The organism is Nocardia sp. NPDC003345, assembly GCF_053589395.1.
Map to the genome: position 1 here is coordinate 1 of NZ_JBSFRU010000010.1, position 18436 is coordinate 18436.

Sequence of the window (18436 nt, forward strand, 5' to 3'; positions counted from 1 at the left end):
GTCCACGCGGGCGTGCGGGCAGGTGGTGGCCCCGCGCCAATATCGACGAGTTCACCGAGACCACCTCGCACGCCATCGAAACCGTGGGTGGTGCCGAACGCGGCAAGGCGGTGATCATCCTGAATCCGGCGGAGCCGCCGCTGATCATGCGCGATACCGTCTTCTGCCTGGTGAACGCCCCCGACGAGGATTCCCACGACCGGATCAAGGCGTCGGTGGTGAAGATGGTCGAGGATGTGGCCGCCTACGTCCCGGGTTATCGGCTGAAGCAGGAAGTGCAGGTCGACGCGATCCCGGCCGATCAGCCGGTGCACACACTGCTGGCGAAGGACAACGACAAGTTCCCGACCCACCGGGTGTCGGTATTCCTCGAGGTCGAGGGCGCGGCCCATTATCTGCCCGCCTACGCCGGCAACCTCGACATCATGACCTCGGCCGGACTGCAGGTCGCCGAGCGAATCGCGCAGAACAGCCAGACCGCGTGAACGCCGCGCCCGATACTCAAGGAGAATCCACGATGACCTCGACCGAAGCGGCGCCGTCGGTTTTCGTCCAGGACGTGACGCTGCGTGACGGTATGCACGCCATCCGGCACCGGATCACCCCGGAGAACGTCGGCAAGATCGTGGCCGCGCTCGACGACGCGGGCGTCGACGCCATCGAAGTGGCCCACGGTGACGGCCTCGCGGGCGGTTCGGTGAACTACGGTCCCGGCTCACACAGCGACTGGACCTGGCTCGAGGCCGCCGCGGCCAACCTGAAGAACGCCCGGCTCACCAGCCTGCTGCTGCCGGGTGTCGGCACCGCCGAGGACCTGCGCCGGGCGTGGGGGCTCGGGGTGCGGTCGGTGCGGGTCGCGACCCACTGCACCGAGGCCGATGTCGCCGCCCAGCACATCGCGACCGCGCGTGAGATCGGTATGGACGTCTCGGGATTCCTGATGATGAGCCATATGGCCGAACCGGCGCAGCTGGCCGCGCAGGCCAAGCTGATGGAGAGTTACGGCGCGCACTGCGTGTACGTCACCGATTCGGGTGGCCGCCTGACCATGAACGGTGTGCGCGACCGGCTCCGCGCCTACCGCGATGTGCTGAACCCGGAGACCGAACTCGGTATCCACGCGCACGAGAATCTGTCGCTGTCGGTGGCGAATTCGGTGGTCGCGGTGGAGAACGGCGTCCGGCGCGTGGACGCCTCGCTCGCCGGTCACGGTGCGGGCGCGGGTAATACGCCGATCGAGGCGTTCGTCGCGGTCGCCGATGTGCTCGGCTGGCAGCACGGCTGCGATGTCTTCAAGCTCCAGGACGCCGCCGACGATCTGGTCCGGCCGCTGCAGGACCGGCCGGTGCGGGTGGACCGCGAAACCCTCACCCTCGGCTACGCGGGCGTGTACTCGAGCTTCCTGCGCCATGCCGAGGCCGCCAGCGAACGCTACGGCATCGACGTCCGCACCCTGCTGATGGAGGCCGGTCGCCGCCGCCTGGTGGGCGGGCAGGAGGACATGATCGTCGATATCGCGCTGACGATGGTCGCCGACCGGGAGAAGCAGGCGGTCTGAGTTCTGTCCCGGATTGCCGCCGGGGTCCGCGGTCGACGACCATAGGCCCCGGCGGCTTCCGCGTTTCCGGGCCGTCTCGGTGCCTACTCGTGAGCGCCGTGGGCCAGTTCGTACTCCCGGACGGATCCGCCATCCGTAAAGAGTCGGCGCGCGGCCGTTAGGCTCGCGTCAGGAATCCTTCCGGCGGGCTGGATTCCCGAAATAGCTTGAAGTGTGGGCATTTTCGGGTTCACCTGGGCCGACGGCGGTGCGTTCGTCGGCGGCGCGCTGGGCGCGGCGTTCTTCGGGCCGCCCGGCGCGATGCTCGGCTCTGCGGTCGGGTCCTTTGCCGGGGGCGCGCTGGGCGACGACAAGAGCGCGGGCGCGGCATTCGAAGAAGCGCTGGTCGCCGGTATCGGCGCCGCCGGTGGCGCGTGGGCGACGAATCTCGGCGGGAACCTGCTCAAGGACGGGATCACCTCGGCCGCTACGAAAACGCTCTCGGCGAACGCGGCGCAACGGGTCGACGGGATCGCGTCCAGGGCGCTGCTGCCGTGGAACAAGCACGGCGGCGGGCCGGTCGCGGCCTTCGGCGGCGCGTTCGGCGGATACGAGGTGTCGACGCAGGCGCGGCCGCTCGTCCAGGTCGCCACCACCGATATCGGTAACGGGGGTTGTCCCGCGCAGATGTCGAATCTGCGGATGCCGGCCGGCCTCACCGGCAGCGTCGGCGAACTGTATATCGGGCTGCCCGGATATCTGTGCGAGGTGTGGCGCGGTTTCGGTACCGGGACCAGGAAGGCGCCACCGGCGCCGAAGGTGCCGAAAGAGATGGACGGCGTGGCGGCGAGCGGTATCGCCGGCTATCGCGCGAAAGCGCGACGCCTCGACACCGTGATGGCCGGATTCGCGGACCTGGACGCGCGGGCCGTGGCGCTGATCGGCCGTGACTCCGAGCGGATCTCGCGTGAGGGGCGGCTCGCGGTGGGGTCGTTGATCGACACCGTCAACACCCGCGCCGCCCAGACCCCGGCCGAGGGCGTGGCCGGGGAGATCCACGCGATGGATCTGCTCGACGCGGCATTCGGCCGCGGCAGGGAGATCCTGAGCCAGGCGGTGACCGCCAGCGATCGGGTGGCGGCCGAGGTCGACGATCTCTCGAAGGAACTGAAGGCGCTGCGCGACGAGTTCGCCGATTACCGTGAGGAACACGAGCGTGAACACCCGCCGGGCGGCCGGCCCGTGCTGCCGCCCGCCCCGGTGTACCCGCTTCCGCCGGGCACACCCGCGCCGATGCCCGCGCCCACGCCCGGCGCGACGCCTGGCACCGCGTCCGCGCCCGGGACACCCGCGACCGGGGCGGCGTCCGGCACCTCACAGCCTCCCGGAACGGAAGTCGGACCGGGAGCCGGTACGTCGTCAGGTGTCCCGGACTCCTCCCCGGCCTCCGGTACCGAAACACCGGGTCCGGTCGGCGTGCTGCCGACTCCGTGGGCGCAACGGCCCGGAACCGATTCCGCCGCTGCGCAACCCGGCGTGTCGCGGATCGCGGCTCCGGAAGCCGCGTCCGGTGGGGTGACTTCGGCCGATCGGGCCACGCGCTGGACGGTCCCGTCCTATGTACCCGCCGGATGGTCCGGTGCGGAAGCCGCGGGAGCGGCTCCGGCCGGTCCGCGAACGGCGGGCCCGCAGGTGGCCGGTTCACAGGTGGCCGCCCCCGCCGGCCGCACCCCGTGGACGGATCTCGCGGCCGTGAGCGCGCGCTCGGATCACGGGGCGCTCTGGGCTTCCGGACCGGTCCCGCCGGGAACCCGTTCCGGAGATTCCGGAGCGCGGACGAAGACCGCGGAGACCCCGGCTATCCCGGTCGAGTCGCCGTCCTACGAATACGAACCGGAGCCGTCGCCGGTCGTCTCCGTCGTCCCACGGTGACGGCCACCGGAATCGGCTACAGCTCGCGCGACCAGTTCTGGCCGAGGAGATCCTGTCCGAAACTGTGGTGGCGGTTCTCGTCGACCAACCGGAACCCCTGGGACCGGTAGATCCGCCGGGCCGAATCCAGCACGCTGTTGGTCCACAGGGTGATGCGCCGGTAACCGGCCGTGCGGGCGAAGTCCAGGCAGGTCGTCACCAGCCGCTCGCCCAGGCCGTGGCCGCGGGCTTTCGGGTGCACCAGCAGGATGCGCAGTTTCGCGGTCTCGTCGTCTTCGCGCACACAGAGGACGCATCCGACCCGTTCGCCGTCGAGGGTGGCGATCCAGCCCGCGTCCCGATCGGGGACCGAGTTCTTCGCGTAGTCCGCGACGATCCCCGCGACGAGGGCCTCGAAATCGGTGTTCCAGCCGAACTCGGTCGCGTAGAGCTCACCGTGAGCCTGGATCGTCCAGCCCAGATCGCCGGGTTGGCCGATCGGCCGGATCTCCGGCCGTGCCCCGGTGGCAGCGTATGCCTCGGTCATTCGTCTCCTCCTCGTTCGGCATCATCGCCACCCGCGCCGAAACGCAGTTTCACCATTCGGTCCGAACGCCGTTTCACGATTTCGGTCGTAACGCGGCTGTACCGGGTCGATCGAACGCGGTTTCACCAACCCGACTGAAACAAGTGTTTCAGTAGTGTCAGAATGCTCCTATGGCGGACTCCGGCGCAACTCCCTCGGCTCGGCGCACCGAACTACTGGACGCCGCTTACCGGTATGCGCTCGACCACGGGCTCGCGGAGTTGTCGTTGCGGCCGCTGGCCAAGGAGATCGGGTCCAGCCCGCGGGTGCTGCTGTACCTGTTCGGAAGTAAGGACGGGCTGGTCCGGGAACTGCTCGGCCGCGCGCGGACCGAAGAGCTCGCGCTGCTCGGGGAACTCGGCGCCGGCGACCCGGCCGGGGATACCGACCGGCTACCGGTGGTCGCCGGGCAACTGTGGACCTGGCTCGCCGATCCCCGGCACCGGCCGCTGCTCACCCTGTGGCTGGAGGGTTACACGCGGTCGCTGGTGGAGCCGCGGGGTACGTGGGCGGGGTTCGCGCGCGCGACGGTCACCGACTGGCTGGCGCTGCTGGCCTCGGCCCAGCCGGCCCGCATCCGCGATACCGAGGCGGGACAGGCCGAACGCACCCGTGTGCTGGCCCTGCTGCGGGGTGCGCTGATCGATCTGCTGGCCACCGGCGAGGCCGAACGGGTGGGTGCGGCGGTTCGCCGCGACCTCGCCGGTTCGCCGGCCGGGCCCGGCGTGCCTGAATGAATCGGTCTCGATTCCCCGGTTCGCCGGTTATGCGTCGCCGCTCAGCGCGGGCCGAGGAAGAGGGTCTGGGTGCTGCGGCCCAGCGGGCCCTTCTCGTCGAAGAGTTCCGATTCGGCCAGTCCGATGCCGTGCGGCTGCGGGTGGGTCACCGCGTCGAGGCAGACCCATTCCCCGGCCGGTTGCCGGTGCAGCGTAACGGTCAGATCGGTGTTGATGAACAGATAGCGGTTCCAGTCCAGGACCGAACTCACGCCGTTACCGGAGTCGGCGGCCGCCAGGGTGCGTTCCAGCGGGCTCGGGGTGGTGCCCGCGACGATCGGGTAACGCAGCCGGATCCAGCAGACCGCGGGCCCGGGTGCGGCGAAGGTGCCCGAGACGAAGCGGTATTCGATACCGGTGTGGAAACCCACCGGCTGGGCCGAGGGGAACGGTTCCGGGTCGGGTGCGCGATCCGGGCCGGGGCGTGCGCCGGTCGGCAGGAACTGCTCGGGTAGCTCCAGTTCCGGGTCGGCGAGTTTGAATCGCCACGCGTTCGCCCGCATCACCGGGCCGCGGTCGGTGGAGAGGGTGGCCTCGATCATCTCGACGCTGCGCCCGGGGCGCACCAGCCGGGCCTCGGCGGTGAGCGGCGCGAGTGGCACCGGGCCCAGGATCTCCACCGCGACCCGGCCGACCTGGAAACCCGGTCGCGGTTCGCAGCGTTCGATCACGTGGCCGAGCAGCGCGGATGGCGGACCGGCGTGCTGGGCGTCCGGTGACCACGGGCCGCGGGTCAGTTCGGTGGATTCGAACCGTCGCGGGTCCGCCGGATCGGGGAGGTAGAAGGCCTCGTGCACGTCGGTGTCCGTTTCTTCCGGTCGGCGCTCGCCGTCTGATGGGGACTGTGACACGACCGTACCGATGTCTCACCCGGGTCCGGTGGGCGGCGTCCCGGTCCGGATGGAAAGCGTGGAGTGAGCTGGCGTACATGCTTGCATACAAGCTTGCATCTATGGTTACAGTGGCGGGGTGCGTAAATCATCGGATGAATCGGCTGCCGGCACGAGCGCGGCCGAGCGGGCATACGCGCTCACCAAGGAGCTGGTTCTCTCGGGCGAGTTGCCGGGCGGTCATCTCTTCAGCGAGACCGAGATCGCCGGCCGGCTGGGTCTGAGCCGGACGCCGGTGCGGGAGGCGTTCGTCCGGTTACAGGCCGAGGAACTGCTGACCCTGGTGCCCAAACGCGGCGCGATCGTCGCGCCGGTACCGCCCGGTGAGGCCGAGGATGTGCTCGACGCCCGCGAAGCGGTGGAAACCGCCGCCGTGCGCCGGCTGCTGCGCACCCCGGAACGCATCCCGGCCGCGGTCGCGGAGTTGCGCGCGGCGCTCGACGTCCAGCGCGACCGCGCCGCCGGTGACGATCTGCACGCTTTCGCCGAGGCCGACGAACGCTTCCATCGCACCCTGGTGGAGGCCGGCGGCAACGCGCTGCTCATCCGCTTCTACACGAGCCTGGCCGACCGGCAGCGCCGGATGAATGTCGCCGCGCTGGGGCCGGTGCCCGGCCATATCCCTGTCATCCTGCGCGAGCACGCCGCACTGATCGAGATCATCGAATCGGGCGACGCCGCCACCTTCGCCACCGCACTCCGGGCACACCTGGACGGGACGCACCGGCGATGAGAAACGGTTCCTGGCACGCGGCGGTGGCCGCGATCTTCGTCTGCGCCTGGGGCGGTAACCAGTTCACGCCGCTGCTGGTGATGTACCGCGACGCCGGCTATTCGCCGCTCGTGGTGAACGTGCTGCTCGGCGCGTATGTGCTCGGGCTGGTACCCGGTCTGCTGACCGCGGGGGCGCTGGCCGCCCGGTTCGGCAGGCGGCCGGTCGCGGTCGCCGGTGTGGTCGCCTCCATGCTCGCCAGTCTGCTGCTGGCGGGCGGCGCGGCCGGTATCGGCTGGATCGCCGCGGGGCGGTTGGTCACCGGGTTCGGGGTCGCCGTGGCGATGGCGGTGGGCACGACCTGGGTCACCGAACTCTCCGTCCGGGCCGGCGCGCCCGCGGCCACCGGGGCCCGGCGGGCCGCACTGTGGATGACCCTCGGGTTCGTCTTCGGGGCGGGTGTGGCGGGTGTGCTGGCGCAGTGGGGCCCGGCGCCGATGGTGCTGCCCTACCTCGTGCACGGGGCGCTGGCCTGCGCGGTACTGCCGATGGTGTGGCGGGCGCCGGAGACCGGTGGCGCCGGAATCCGCGCCGGTCACGGCTTCTCGGGACTGCGGCATCCGCGGTTCCGGCGGGTGGTTCTGCCGATGGCGCCGTGGATCTTCGGCTCGGCGGGCGTGGCCTACGCGATCATGCCGCAACTCGTCGGCGACCGGGTCGGTGAATGGGGTCTGCTCTACGCGACCGCGATCACCGTCGCCACCCTGGCCGTCGGAGTGCTCGTGCAGCCGTTCGCCAAACGGCTGGACCGGACCACCAGCGCGCGGGCGGTCGTCGTCTCCATGACGCTGGTGCCCGCCGGGCTCGGCGTGAGCATTCTCGCCGCCGCCGTGCGCTCGCCGGTACTCGCGTTCGCCGCCGCGCTGTCGCTGGGATGCGGCTACGGTATCGCGCTGGTCTCCGGCCTGCTCGAACTCCAGCGCCTCGCCGATCCCGCCGAATTGGCCGCGCTGACCGGCGCCTACTACGCCCTGGCCTACCTCGGCTTCCTGCTGCCGTCGCTGCTCAGCCTGCTGGAGCCGTTGGCCGGATACCCCGTGCTGCTCGGGGGACTGGTCGTGGTGGCGCTCGCCGGTACCGCGGTGATCGCGCGGCACTCCCGATCCCACCTGCCGGTCGCGGAGCCGGCCGGGCGGCAGCTCGTCCGCGCCGGATAGTCCGATCCCCGGCCCTCCGCCGAACCCGGCAGGCCGTATCTCCCGGGCGAACCGGCGGGCCGGTCCTCTTACACCCGTTCCGGTTCGCCGAGCCGCCGGACCGAGAACCGGTAGTCGGCCTGCCGGAGCAGTTCCTCCGGGTCGTCGGTGGGGGGATAGATGAACAGTTCGTTGACCTTTCGCTTCCGGGCCTTGGCGGTATCGCCGGTGGCGACCACCCGGCGGTCCCACCCGTTGGTGAAGACCGCTCCGGCCGAACCCAGATCGAGGCAGGTGACGTACGGCGTCGCGGTGAACGGTGCGGCGGGTAGACCCAGTGCGTTCGCGGCGGCGTTGTGGCCGGCGTATTTGCCCAGTTGCAGGGCGTGCTGGCAGCACTGCAGTACCCGGTGGCCCGGTTCGGCCTCGGCGGCGGCGGTATCGCCGGCCGCGTAGACGCCGGGCACCCCGGTGACCTGGAGGTTCGCGTCGACCTCGAGCCGGCCCAGCCGGTCGTGGGTGCCGGGGATCGCGGCGGTGAGCGGCCCGGCCTGCACCCCGGCGGTCCAGATCACCGTGCGGGCGGGCAGCGAGGTGCCGTCGGAGAGCGTGACGCCCGCCGGGTCCACCGCCGACAGGCTCACGCCCAGGCGCCGCCGCACCCCCAGGGCATCCAGGGCGTCGAGGATCGGCTGCCGGGGTCCGGGGCCCAGCTCCGGGCCGACCACCTCGGACCGCTCCACCAGTACCACCCGCGCCTGCTCGCCGTCGGCCCGTGCCGCGGCGAGTGCGCCCAGCCGGTCCGCCAGCTCGGTGGCGATCTCGAGCCCGGTGAACCCCGCGCCGACGACCACCGCGGTGAATCGTCCGGCGCCGGAGGGCAGTTCCGGGAGCCGGTTCAGGTGGGCGTCCAGTGCTGCCGCCGACGGGAGGGTGTCCACATCGTGGAGCAGTTCGGCACCCGGCAGTGCGGGCCGGACGAGTGTGCTGCCGGTGGCGAGAACGAGCCGGTCCCAGCCGATTTCCTCGTGACGGCCGCCGGTGCCGGCCACGGTCACCGTGCGGTGGGCGGTATCGATCGCGGTGGCGGCGGCCGTGGTCCGGTGCACGCCGATGGGGTCCAGGACCCGGTCCAGCGGGACCCGCATTCGATCGGGTCCGGCCTGATACAGCCGGGGCCGGATCACCAGATCGGCGCCGGGTGAGATCAGGGTGACCGGTAGGTCGCGACCGGCGCCGCGGGCGAGCCGCACGGCCGCGGCGGCCGCCCACACTCCGGCGAAACCTCCACCCACCACAACGATTCCGGGCATGTGCTCCTCCTCGATGGATCGTGCTTCCGGTGCCTTCCGGCCCCGGTCGGCCGGCCGGGGTACGAGCGGATCACGGGTCGACCAGACCGCGCCGGGTGCGTTCGGCCGAAGCGACCGGCGCGGCGGCCGCGAGATCGGCGATGGTCTGGGCCGCCAGTTCGCGCCGCCAGGCCAGTTCCGCCCGGCGCATCGCGACCGCGATACCGCAGGGCGCGGTGAATTCGGTGTCCGCGGTCGCCCCGCTGCGCCCGCGCTGCCTGATCTCGGTGCAGCGGAACGGGTCCACGCCCCCTTCGACAGCGGTCACCACCTCGAGCAGCGTGATCCGCTCCGGCGGCCGGGCCAGCCCGAACCCGCCCCGCACGCCCGGGGTGGAGGTCAGGATTCCCGCCCGGACGAGGGTCTGTAGCCGTTTCTTCAGGTACTCGGTCGGCAGATCGAACCAGGTGGCCAGCCGTGCGATCGAGACGGGCCACAGCTGTTCGGCCCAGGTCAGCGTGACACAGCAGTGCAGGCTCCATTCGACGCCCTCACCCATTTTCATAATGGGGATAATAAATGTCCCGGTTTATTCGGGCAAGTAGGCTGTCGGCAGGTTCGGTCGGTGGGCCGACCGGAATTTTCGATTCCTCCGGGACCGCGACGGTCCCGGCGTGTGGTTCGGGGGTGACGGAATGTCTCCGGTCCTGATGGGTGTCGTCCAGATCTGTGTGGTGGCCGTGGCGGTATCGATTCGCTGGACGTCGGCGGGGTGGTTTCTGATCATCGGTTTCGTCGCCACCCTCGGGCTTCTTCCGGCGATCGTCCTGGGGCCGCTGATCTTCGCCGGTTTCGCCGCCCCCGCCGAAGCCTGGCCGCTGCTGCTGCTCGCCGACGTCCTGCTGGTGACCAGCGCGCTCACTCTCGTCGACGGAGGTGACAACGGGCCGCTGGTTCCGGTGCTCGACAGCAACAGGGCCGACGGACGCACCGTCGACCGTGTGGGGCGCATCGGGCTGTTCGCGGGAGCCGCCTACCTGCTCACCCTGGTACCGCTGCTGATCTGGTCGGTGGTCGGCTGATCGCCGGGAACCGGCGCGTCAGCTGGCGGCGGCCAGTGCCCTCCATACCTTCCTGGAACGCGAGCGGGCCTGTGGGGTCGCGCATTCGATTCGCCGGCGCGCGTCCTGGGCGCTGATACGCAGCAGATCGGTCAACAGCTCCACGGTGTCTCCATAGCCGGTGTCCGCGGCCAGGCCGCGCCGCTCGGCCTCGGCGACCGCGGCGCGCATGACGGCGTTCAGCTGCCTGCGCCGGCGTTCGGTTTCGACGAGGGCGCGCAGTAGATCGACATCGGCCAGATCCGGCCATCCTGGGGTTCGGGTATCGGGTGCCGGCGCGGTCGAATGTATGTTCACCCGCGTCACGCTACCGCACGATAGAACGTATGTTCGACACTTGTCCTTGTCGGTCATGCCCGTGTCGGCGATCCGGCCGGTGCATTGTTGCTGGTCCGACCGCGCCGCCCGGGGGTGAGTGTTCCGCTCGGGCGTTCAGGGCGGTTGACTCCGCATCATCCTGTGCCGGATGACCGTCCGTGCTCCGCCGCCGTGTGGAGCTCAGCGGTTCGGCCCGGTCTGCGCGTCGAGGCCTTCCGATGCGACCGATGATCGGCCCGGCGGTGAACAGGGCTTCTGATTCGCGCTTCCCGTGCCTGGCGATTCGGCGGCGCCTGTGCGCCATAAGCTGCGGTATCGGCTCGCGCGTACGGCCCGAGCGACGGAATAGGCGGCCGAGGAGCGCGGCGTGAGCATCTCGGTCACCGGTATCGCCACGGTGCTGGCGAATATCGCCCACCGGGCGATCTACTCGGGGAAGATGGTCGGCGACTGCCTGTCCACCGACGTCAGATCGGTGAGCGCCAATCTGCGGCACACCGATTCGCTGGTCCGGGAGGACGGCGCCGGGGCCGACCTCCTCGGTGGGATGCCCGCGGGAACCGGCTTCTTCTCCGAACGGGGGGATACGGCGGGCGATACGTTGCGGTCGCGGCTGGACAGCGGGCGGATCGAATTCCGGGATTTCTACGACTACGTGCAGCGCACAGAACTGTCCGACCGGTCGGCACCGGACGCCGCGGATCGGACCATCAACCGGGCGTGGGGCCGGGCGGTCGCCGCGAAGCTCGACCATCTCCGCGAGCTGGGTGTGACAGGCCGCCCGGCCGCCCAGGCGATGTGGAAGTGGAAGGCCGATATGGAACGCCAGGCCCGTGATATGGACGGCACCCTCGCGTTCCCGGCCGAAACCGCCCGCCGCGAACCCTATCTGGGCAGGCTCTACCGCGGTGACAAACGATCGACCGAGGTCATCTACGACGAGGGATTCCGCCCCCGCAGCACGATGACCGACTCCACTCACTCGTGGGTGCCGCTCGACGGGCCGGGCGCCGACGACTGGATCTGCATGTCGAAGGACCCCGAAGTGGCCGCGCGCTTTCCCTTGCGGAGCCGATGGTTCCAGTCCGAGGCCGAAGGTGAGGTCTATGTGGTGCGGGATGCGGTGAATGCCCAGGACAAGACGGGGGAGTCCCTCCCGAACGCCGCCGAGGAGCTGGTGGTGGTGCATGGTGGAATCCCGGCCGACAAGATCGAGGGCGTACTGGTCGACCGGGACGATCCCGCCAAGGGCATGGTTGCCAACCCGGGTTTCGTGCCGTACGAGCCGTCGCCCGTCCGGCCGCCCCGCGAGGACGACGGTTGGGACAACGTGGTCCGCGACCCGTCGTGATCGTCAGGCCTGCGGCCGCTCGAACCAGGCGGGTTCGGAGGCCAGGCTTTGATCGATGCGGAAGCGGTGGGACTCGGAGAGACCTTCGGGCAATTCGTCCGGCCCGAACCATCCGACCGCCAGTGATTCGTCGTCGTTGACGCGGGCCGCGCCGTCCACGGCGCGGGCGGCGAAGCAGATGTTCACGAACTGGCAGACGTCGCCGTTGGCGTAGGTCATCGGCTGTTCGGAGTGCACCGCGACCAGACGCTCGATCACACAGCGGACGGCGGTTTCCTCGAACACCTCGCGGACGGCGGTGGCCGCCGGCTGCTCGCCCGGCTCCGGGATACCGGAGATCAGCGCCCATCTCCGGTCATCCGCGCGCTGGTGCAACAGAACCCGGCCCGTCTCATCGAAGACGACGACGCTGACTCCGGGAAGCCAGAGCAGGTCGTTGCCGATATCCGCGCGCAGCCGGCTGATGAAATCAGGAGTGGGCATGCTCCGACCCTATCGCCGGGCCGGTGCCGGGCTCGGGTAGTCGACCTGCTGTACCGCGGCACTCGCCCGTGACTGGTCTTGCTGCGGAGCTGCCGGTGGCAACGCGGGGGTTCATTCGCCGGAGCGCAGTAGACCGGTGATCACCGCGTCCAGAAGCAGGCGCGGATCCATGACCGGCACGCCGAGGGCGATGCGGTCCAGTGCGATGCCGGTGAAGACCGAGCCGAGGGCGTCGATCTGTTCGTCGGTGGCATGCGGATAGCGGGCCCGGAGGGTGGCGGTGAGTTGCCGGAGCGCGCTGGCGCGGAGGCGGCGCATGAGGTCGGCGAGTTCGGGGTCGCGGGCCGCGGCCAGGGTCAGCTCGGTTCGGGCCAGGAGGCGGTTGCGGGCCACGCCGGAGTCGGGATCGGCGAGGCCGGCGAGCAGATCCGCCGGGTCGCCGTCGGCGGCTGTGGCGAGCCGGTCCATCTCGGTGAGTTGATGTTCGAGCAGTCGCTGCGCGATGGCCTGGTACAGCGCGGCCCGGGTGCGGAAGTAGTTGGAGGTGGTGCCGGCCGGGACGCCGGCGGCGGTGTCGATGGCGCGGTGGGTGACCTGTGTCAGGCCTTCTCGATCGATGAGGTCCAGTGCGGTATCGGCGAGTAGTTCGCGGCGCGACGTCTTTCTCGGCATGCCCTTGACACTACTACGTTGTAGTACTACATGTTAGTACTACAACGTAGTGAATCGATTTTCGATGAGGAGTATCTCATGAACACCACTTTTGTCGTCGTCACGGTGCTGGCCGCCCTGTGGGTCGGATTCTCGGCCGTCTCGACCTTCATCGGTGCCGAGTGGGTCGTGAAACCGCTCGCCGAATACGGTGTGCCCCAATCCTGGTGGCCCTGGCTTGCCACGGTGAAGACCGCGGGCGCCCTGGGCATGCTGGCCGGCGTGTTCGTGCCGGCACTCGGCGTGGCGGCGGCGATCGGCCTGATCGGATATTTCCTCGGGGCGGTGGTCACGGTGCTGCGAGCGCGCGCGTACTCGCATATCGCATATCCGCTGCTGTACCTGGTGCCGGTGGCAGCCGCCCTCGCGCTGGGTTACGCCGCCGCCTGAGTGCCCGGCCTTGTGCGCGGAGGCATGGCAACCACCCGGCCCACGCGCCGCCGGGGCCGGGGGCCCGGCGGGCGTGGGCGTCGTTGCGGAGGGCGCGGGCCGCTATTCGAAGGCGGTGGCCCGGGAAACCTTCTCCCATTCGGTGATTTCCCCGCGCACGGCGTCGAGATGCCCGAGCAGGGTGTCCACCGAATCGGAGCCCAGCGGCAGCCGCAGCGGTGTGCGCTCGGCATCGAGGGCGGCGCGGATGGCGGCGGCGGCCCTGGCGGGGTCGCCGGGCTGGGTGCCGTTGTTGTTCTCGACCATTCGGCGCGTGGCCCCGGCGGTCTCGGCGTAGGTGCCGGTCTCCGCGCTGAAATAGGCCGCGCCCGGGCCGAACAGGCCGGTGCGGAAAGCGCCGGGTTCCACCACCAGAACCCGGATGCCGAAGGGGGTCACCTCGTCGGCGAGGGCTTCCGCGTAACCCTCGAGTGCGAACTTCGTGGCGCTGTAGGCGGAGAAACCGGCGAAGGACATCTGCCCGCCGACGCTGCTCATCATGACGATCGCGCCCGACCCCTGGGCCCGCATATGGGGCAGGACCGCGCGGGTCAGGGCGGCGGGGCCGAAGAAATGCAGATCGAACAGGTCGCGCAGTTCCCGGTCGGTGGTTTCCTCGGCGGCGCCCACCTGGGTGCGGCCGGCATTGTTGACCAGGACGTCGATGCGGCCGTGCCGCGCGGCGATATCGGCGACCACCGCGTCGATCCGGTCCACGGCGGTGACATCGAGCGCGATGGCCTCGACCTGATCGGGATGGGCGGCCACCAGATCGTCGAGCGCCGCGGTACGTCGCGCCACCGCGACGACGGTATCGCCGGCATCGATGGCGGCCTGGGAGAGCGCGCGGCCGAAACCGCTGCTCGCGCCGGTGATCAGCCAGATCTTCGGATTACTCACTGCTGTCTCCCTGGTTCGGTGTGCTGATAACGATCGTGATCCGCGGTGGGGGCGATGTCCAAGACCTGCTGTGATAACCATTGGTTATGGATGTCCACGGTCGGGATCTGCGCTACTTCGTCGCGGTCGCCGATGAATTGAACTTCACCCGGGCCGCCGCGGCGCTGTTCGTCTCGCAGCCCGCGCTGAGCAAGCAGATCCGGGCCCTGGAACGGCAGCTCGGCGCTCCGCTCTTCGACCGGGACGGCAGGTCGGTCCGGCCGACACCCGTGGGCGAGGCGCTGCTTCCGTATGCCCGGCGCGTGCTCGCGGTGTGGGATGAGGCGAGCGGCGAGGTGGAGGCGGCCAAGGCACGGCAGCGTGCGACGCTCACCATCGGTATCAGCACGAGTCCCCAGCGGGGGCTGCTCCCGGCCATCCGGTCCCGGTTCGCGAGATCGCATCCGGGGGCGAAACCGGTGCTGCGCCAGGTGGGCTGGCCGGACCCGACGGCCGGTCTGGCCGACGGTTCGAGCGATGTGGCCTTCGTCTGGTTGCCGTTGCCGGGCGCGGAGCGTTTCGACCGGGTGGTGGTGGCCCGCGAGCCCCGGGTGGTGGCGCTGCCCGAGACGCATCCGCTGGCGGGTCGCGACGCGATAGATTTCGCGGATCTGCTGGACGAACCGTTCCTCGCGCTACCGGAATCGGCGCGGGAACTACGCGACTATTTCCTGGCGGTGGACGAACGCGGCGGCCGGGCACCGATCATCGGTGGCGAGATCGCGAGTACCGAGGAGACCTACGAATCGGTGCTCGACGGCGACGGTGTGGTGCTGCTGGCGGCGGGCAACGCGCCGCTGGTGGCCCACGACGGTGTGGTGGTGCGGCCGGTGCGCGGGGTGAGTGCGAGCGAACTGGCCCTGGCCTGGCGCGCCGACGACGACCGCCCGCTGGTGCGCGGGTATGTGGCGGCCTGCCGGAGCGTGGTCGCGGGTGCGGCCGAGTCCGCGGGATCCACTCCGCCGTTAAAGTAGAACGTGTTATAGTTTTGGCGGTTTGCGAGCCCCGGTGGGCGGTTCGCCTGCCGCGGTGAGGCGACGACGGCCCCCGAGGTTCGGCGGCCCCGCCGGAGCACCGGTCGATATCGCTGGGCCGTCCTGCGGGCCGGCCCGAAAGGCAGACGAATGAACACTGAACCGCACGTCGACGACACCGCCCTCCTGCACCGCGAGCCGCTGGCCGTGGACCTGCTGGGCAAGGCCCTCGAGCGTTATGCCGACCGCACCGCGGTCCATATCGACGATGCGACGCTGACCTACCGCGACGTGCGAGATCAGATCAGCCGCTTCGCGCAGGCGCTGGCCTCGGCCGGGCTGGGTGTCGGTTCGCCGGTGGCGGTGCTCTCGGCCAACCGGCCGGAGGTCATCTTCGCCCAGGGCGCCAACAACGTGAACGGTTCGCGGGCCATGGCGCTGCATCCGATGGGCTCGCTCGACGATCACGCCTACGTCCTGGAGGACGCCGGTGTCGAGACCCTGATCTATGATCCGACCGGTTTCGACGAGCGCGCCGCGCAGTTGCGGGAGAAGGTCCCGGGGCTGCGGAACCTGTTCTCGTTCGGCCCCTCCGAGGCCGGTACCGACCTCATCGAACTGGCGGCCGGTTTCACGCCCGCGCCGGTGCGGGGGCCGGACGTGGACCCCAACGCCACCATGAGCCTGGCCTACACCGGCGGCACCACCGGTAAGCCCAAGGGCGTGGAGATGAGCTTCCGGGGTAGCACCACCATGCTGCGCATCCAGATGACCGAATGGGAATGGCCCGACGAGGTCCGGTTCCTGGTGTGCACGCCGCTCAGCCATGCCGGCGCCGCCTTCTGGAACCCGACCGCGCAGCAGGGCGGTTCGATCGTGGTGCTGCCGTACTTCCATCCGACCAAGGTGCTCGAGGCGATCGAGAAGTACAAGATCACCGCGACCATGCTGGTCCCGACCATGCTCTACGCGCTGCTCGACAGCCCCGACCTCGATAAATACGATCTGTCCAGCCTGAAGACCGTGTTCTACGGCGCCTCCGCCATCTCGCCTACCCGGCTGGCCGAGGCGATCCGGAAGTTCGGGCCGATCTTCTTCCAGTTCTACGGTCAGGCCGAGAGCCCGATGACCATCTCGGTGCTGCGCCGCGGCGATCACGACCTGGACAAGCCGGAGCGGCTGGCCAGTTGCGGGCGCCCGGTGCCGTGGCTGAATGTCGCGCTGCTGGACGAGAAAGGCAACGAGGTAGCGCAGGGCGAGCCGGGCGAGGTCTGCGTGCGCGGGCCGCTGGTGATGAACGGGTACCTGAACAAGCCCGAGCAGACCACGGAGGCCACCGAATTCGGCTGGCTGCATACCGGCGATATCGCGCGGCAGGACGAGGAGGGCTTCCTCTACATCGTCGACCGCAAGAAGGACATGATCGTCTCCGGCGGGTTCAATGTGTTCCCGCGTGAGGTCGAGGATGTGCTCTCGGCGCATCCGGCGGTGAGCGCCGCGGCCGTGATCGGCGTCCCGGACGAGAAATGGGGCGAAGCGGTCAAGGCCGTGGTGGTACTGCGCGATGGGCAGACCGTCGCCGTCGAGGAACTGCAGGCGCTGGTCAAGGATCGCAAGGGCGCGGTGTACACACCGAAGACCGTCGATTTCGCGGACAGCATCCCGGTGAGCCCGCTCGGAAAACCGGATAAGAAGGCCCTGCGCGCCCAGTACTGGGGCGAAGGCCGTCAGGTCAACTGAGCCGGACCGCTCGGCCGGCCGGGGACTCCACGCTCCGGCCGGCCGATGTGGGCCGTGGTCCTCAATCGCCGGAAACGGCGCGGGCCCGCTCGTACTGGGTGGGACTCAGGGCCCCGGGCCGGTAGAAGCGATCGTAGAACCGCTGATCCAGATCCCCGGCCTGGTAGGCGAGTACGGTCCGGAACGGGCCGCTGTTGGTCGGGATCCGGCCGTAGCGGCGGTAGAGATATTCGCAGTAGGCGATCGTGGCGGCGATGGCCCGGTCGGAATGGCGCGGGATAGCGGATTGCACCGCCGCGCCGTCGGTCCAGCCCGTCTGCGCGCCGCCGTCGCGGAGCGTCCCCCGGCCCGGCGCGAATTTGTGGTCCACGAACGCGAGGACCGCCTCTTCCATATTGCGGTGGTAGGGCGGGCAATACGGCCGGATGAGCGGTTCGCCGCCGTGCTCGAAGCCGACCGCCGTCGGCATCGGCATATCACGCCCGGTCAGGCGCAGCACCGTCGTGGTGACAGGACCGGCGCCGATGGTCCGGGAGAAGCGCAGATCGGCCATCCGGAAGCCCAGCGCCTGGAACCAGGCGTAGGGGTGTGCGGCGAAATGCGGGAAGCCACCGAGCCCGAGCGCCTGGGTCATGAGCCCGAGATTCTGCAGTATCGCGCCCTGTTCGATCGCCGCGAACTCGGCCAGCCAGGTATCCAGGAAGCCGACGGTGACCACCCGGCCGGAGCCGAGGTCGTCGTCGAGGTGGCCGCCGCGCGAGCGGGCGAATTTCGCCAGGCCCGCCGGTTCGAACCGGTTGCGTTCGTCGAGGACATAGAACGCGAACTCGTCGTCGAACGCCGAGAGCAGCAGGTTGATCATCAGCGCGGTGGTCTCGGCGACCGGCAGGAAGTACGTGGTGCCCGCGACATTCGCCGAGTACTGGTTGAACGGCGGTACGAACGGCAGCGCGCGCTCCACGTCCGGCCGCTCATCCGACACCCGGACCCGCACGCGCTCGTAGAGTGTCCGCAGTTCCCGGTCATGGGCGAGCCGGATCAGCTCCGGGATCTCGGCGCGGTCCAGATCCTGCGGTCGCCGCACCCAGGAGACACCGTCGTCGTCGATGACGAACAGTGATACCGCGTGGATCCCGTCACCGCTGGGCACGGTCCGGCCGGTGAAGCGGGCGACGATATTGCCACCGCCCGCTCCGGGGATACCGCCGTCCTCGTACGGCAGTTCGGCCAGCGTGTGGCCGGTGATTCCGCACGCCGCGAAGGCCAGAGCCGCCTGTTCGTCGGTGGACAGCGGGCGCGGCGCCGCGGTGCTGTGGTATTCCAGCGGTCCGCCGTTCAACCGCATACCCGGGGCGAAGCGGCGGGAACGCCGCCAGAGCAGGGCATCCATCAGGGGATACCCGGAAAGGGCCGTGGTGATGTTGGACCGCTGTCCCGCGGCCGGAGAAGTCCCGAGCACTGAAACCACAA

The 18436-nt window shown here is 70.0% G+C and carries 18 protein-coding genes and 2 pseudogenes; 11 read left to right on the top strand and 9 right to left on the bottom strand.

Translation table 11 applies throughout. The annotated features are described in order from the left end of the window. From ACWDU1_RS02380 to ACWDU1_RS02390, 3 genes and pseudogenes are all read left to right on the top strand, one after another. A pseudogene (locus tag ACWDU1_RS02380) lies at nt 1-485 on the top strand (acetaldehyde dehydrogenase (acetylating)); the annotation flags it as partial. A 32-nt stretch (nt 486-517) separates the two neighbouring features. After that, nucleotides 518-1558 carry a 4-hydroxy-2-oxovalerate aldolase gene (gene dmpG / locus ACWDU1_RS02385; protein ID WP_449995207.1) on the top strand — a complete coding sequence of 347 codons (1041 nt, stop codon included), beginning with the start codon at nt 518-520 and terminating at the stop codon, nt 1556-1558. 213 nt (nt 1559-1771) lie between these two features. Next, complete coding sequence (locus ACWDU1_RS02390; protein WP_449995208.1) at nt 1772-3469, top strand: hypothetical protein; 1698 nt, start codon at nt 1772-1774, stop codon at nt 3467-3469. Between the two features lie 16 nt (nt 3470-3485). Here the strand turns inward: ACWDU1_RS02390 and ACWDU1_RS02395 are convergent. Further along, nucleotides 3486-3998: pseudogene (locus ACWDU1_RS02395) on the bottom strand (GNAT family N-acetyltransferase); the annotation flags it as partial. Between the two features lie 167 nt (nt 3999-4165). Here ACWDU1_RS02395 and ACWDU1_RS02400 point away from each other — a divergent pair. Continuing rightward, a complete protein-coding gene (locus ACWDU1_RS02400; protein WP_449995209.1) occupies nt 4166-4771 on the top strand; it encodes a TetR/AcrR family transcriptional regulator in 606 nt (201 codons plus the stop codon). A gap of 41 nt (nt 4772-4812) precedes the next feature. On the opposite strand, the gene ACWDU1_RS02405 is transcribed toward ACWDU1_RS02400, so the two are convergent. Next, a complete protein-coding gene (locus tag ACWDU1_RS02405; protein ID WP_449995211.1) occupies nt 4813-5607 on the bottom strand; it encodes a thioesterase family protein in 795 nt (264 codons plus the stop codon). Between the two features lie 172 nt (nt 5608-5779). On the opposite strand from ACWDU1_RS02405, the gene ACWDU1_RS02410 reads away from it, so the two are divergent. Together ACWDU1_RS02410 and ACWDU1_RS02415 are read left to right on the top strand one after the other, a co-directional pair. Next, on the top strand, nt 5780-6433 hold the full coding sequence (locus ACWDU1_RS02410) for a GntR family transcriptional regulator (RefSeq protein ID WP_449995213.1): 654 nt from the start codon (nt 5780-5782) through the stop codon (nt 6431-6433). Next, complete coding sequence (locus ACWDU1_RS02415; RefSeq protein WP_449995215.1) at nt 6430-7629, top strand: MFS transporter; 1200 nt, start codon at nt 6430-6432, stop codon at nt 7627-7629. Before ACWDU1_RS02410 ends, ACWDU1_RS02415 begins: the two co-directional genes overlap by 4 nt. A gap of 68 nt (nt 7630-7697) precedes the next feature. Here ACWDU1_RS02415 and ACWDU1_RS02420 read toward each other — a convergent pair whose 3' ends face one another. Together ACWDU1_RS02420 and ACWDU1_RS02425 are read right to left on the bottom strand one after the other, a co-directional pair. Beyond that, a complete protein-coding gene (locus ACWDU1_RS02420; RefSeq protein WP_449995217.1) occupies nt 7698-8921 on the bottom strand; it encodes an NAD(P)/FAD-dependent oxidoreductase in 1224 nt (407 codons plus the stop codon). 70 nt (nt 8922-8991) lie between these two features. Next, a complete protein-coding gene (locus ACWDU1_RS02425; protein ID WP_449995218.1) occupies nt 8992-9465 on the bottom strand; it encodes an RrF2 family transcriptional regulator in 474 nt (157 codons plus the stop codon). A 130-nt stretch (nt 9466-9595) separates the two neighbouring features. Between ACWDU1_RS02425 and ACWDU1_RS02430 the strand changes: the two genes are divergently transcribed. Then, the gene (locus tag ACWDU1_RS02430) at nt 9596-9982 is read left to right on the top strand and encodes a hypothetical protein (protein ID WP_449995220.1); all 387 of its coding nucleotides are present in this window, start codon (nt 9596-9598) and stop codon (nt 9980-9982) included. Nucleotides 9983-10000: 18 nt separating this feature from the next. On the opposite strand, the gene ACWDU1_RS02435 is transcribed toward ACWDU1_RS02430, so the two are convergent. Beyond that, complete coding sequence (locus tag ACWDU1_RS02435) at nt 10001-10318, bottom strand: DUF222 domain-containing protein (protein ID WP_449995221.1); 318 nt, start codon at nt 10316-10318, stop codon at nt 10001-10003. 388 nt (nt 10319-10706) lie between these two features. Here ACWDU1_RS02435 and ACWDU1_RS02440 point away from each other — a divergent pair, with 388 nt between their 5' ends. Then, nucleotides 10707-11690 carry a hypothetical protein gene (locus tag ACWDU1_RS02440; protein ID WP_449995223.1) on the top strand — a complete coding sequence of 328 codons (984 nt, stop codon included), beginning with the start codon at nt 10707-10709 and terminating at the stop codon, nt 11688-11690. Between the two features lie 3 nt (nt 11691-11693). On the opposite strand, the gene ACWDU1_RS02445 is transcribed toward ACWDU1_RS02440, so the two are convergent. Both ACWDU1_RS02445 and ACWDU1_RS02450 read right to left on the bottom strand, forming a co-directional pair. Beyond that, on the bottom strand, nt 11694-12173 hold the full coding sequence (locus ACWDU1_RS02445) for an NUDIX hydrolase (RefSeq protein WP_449995224.1): 480 nt from the start codon (nt 12171-12173) through the stop codon (nt 11694-11696). Between the two features lie 111 nt (nt 12174-12284). Continuing rightward, nucleotides 12285-12845, bottom strand: a complete 561-nt coding sequence (locus tag ACWDU1_RS02450; RefSeq protein WP_449995226.1) for a TetR/AcrR family transcriptional regulator — start codon at nt 12843-12845, stop codon at nt 12285-12287. A 78-nt stretch (nt 12846-12923) separates the two neighbouring features. Between ACWDU1_RS02450 and ACWDU1_RS02455 the strand changes: the two genes are divergently transcribed. Then, nucleotides 12924-13274 (top strand): DoxX family protein, encoded by a 351-nt coding sequence (locus ACWDU1_RS02455; protein WP_449995228.1) that lies wholly within the window; start codon nt 12924-12926, stop codon nt 13272-13274. Nucleotides 13275-13376: 102 nt separating this feature from the next. On the opposite strand, the gene ACWDU1_RS02460 is transcribed toward ACWDU1_RS02455, so the two are convergent. Then, nucleotides 13377-14213 carry an oxidoreductase gene (locus ACWDU1_RS02460; RefSeq protein WP_449995229.1) on the bottom strand — a complete coding sequence of 279 codons (837 nt, stop codon included), beginning with the start codon at nt 14211-14213 and terminating at the stop codon, nt 13377-13379. Between the two features lie 86 nt (nt 14214-14299). Here ACWDU1_RS02460 and ACWDU1_RS02465 point away from each other — a divergent pair, with 86 nt between their 5' ends. Both ACWDU1_RS02465 and ACWDU1_RS02470 read left to right on the top strand, forming a co-directional pair. Continuing rightward, nucleotides 14300-15226, top strand: a complete 927-nt coding sequence (locus ACWDU1_RS02465; protein WP_449995231.1) for a LysR substrate-binding domain-containing protein — start codon at nt 14300-14302, stop codon at nt 15224-15226. A gap of 150 nt (nt 15227-15376) precedes the next feature. Then, nucleotides 15377-16966, top strand: coding sequence for an AMP-binding protein (locus ACWDU1_RS02470; protein WP_449995233.1), 1590 nt, complete (start codon nt 15377-15379; stop codon nt 16964-16966). A 61-nt stretch (nt 16967-17027) separates the two neighbouring features. On the opposite strand, the gene ACWDU1_RS02475 is transcribed toward ACWDU1_RS02470, so the two are convergent. Beyond that, the gene (locus tag ACWDU1_RS02475) at nt 17028-18434 is read right to left on the bottom strand and encodes a hypothetical protein (RefSeq protein ID WP_449995235.1); all 1407 of its coding nucleotides are present in this window, start codon (nt 18432-18434) and stop codon (nt 17028-17030) included. Nucleotides 18435-18436: the final 2 nt, after the last annotated feature.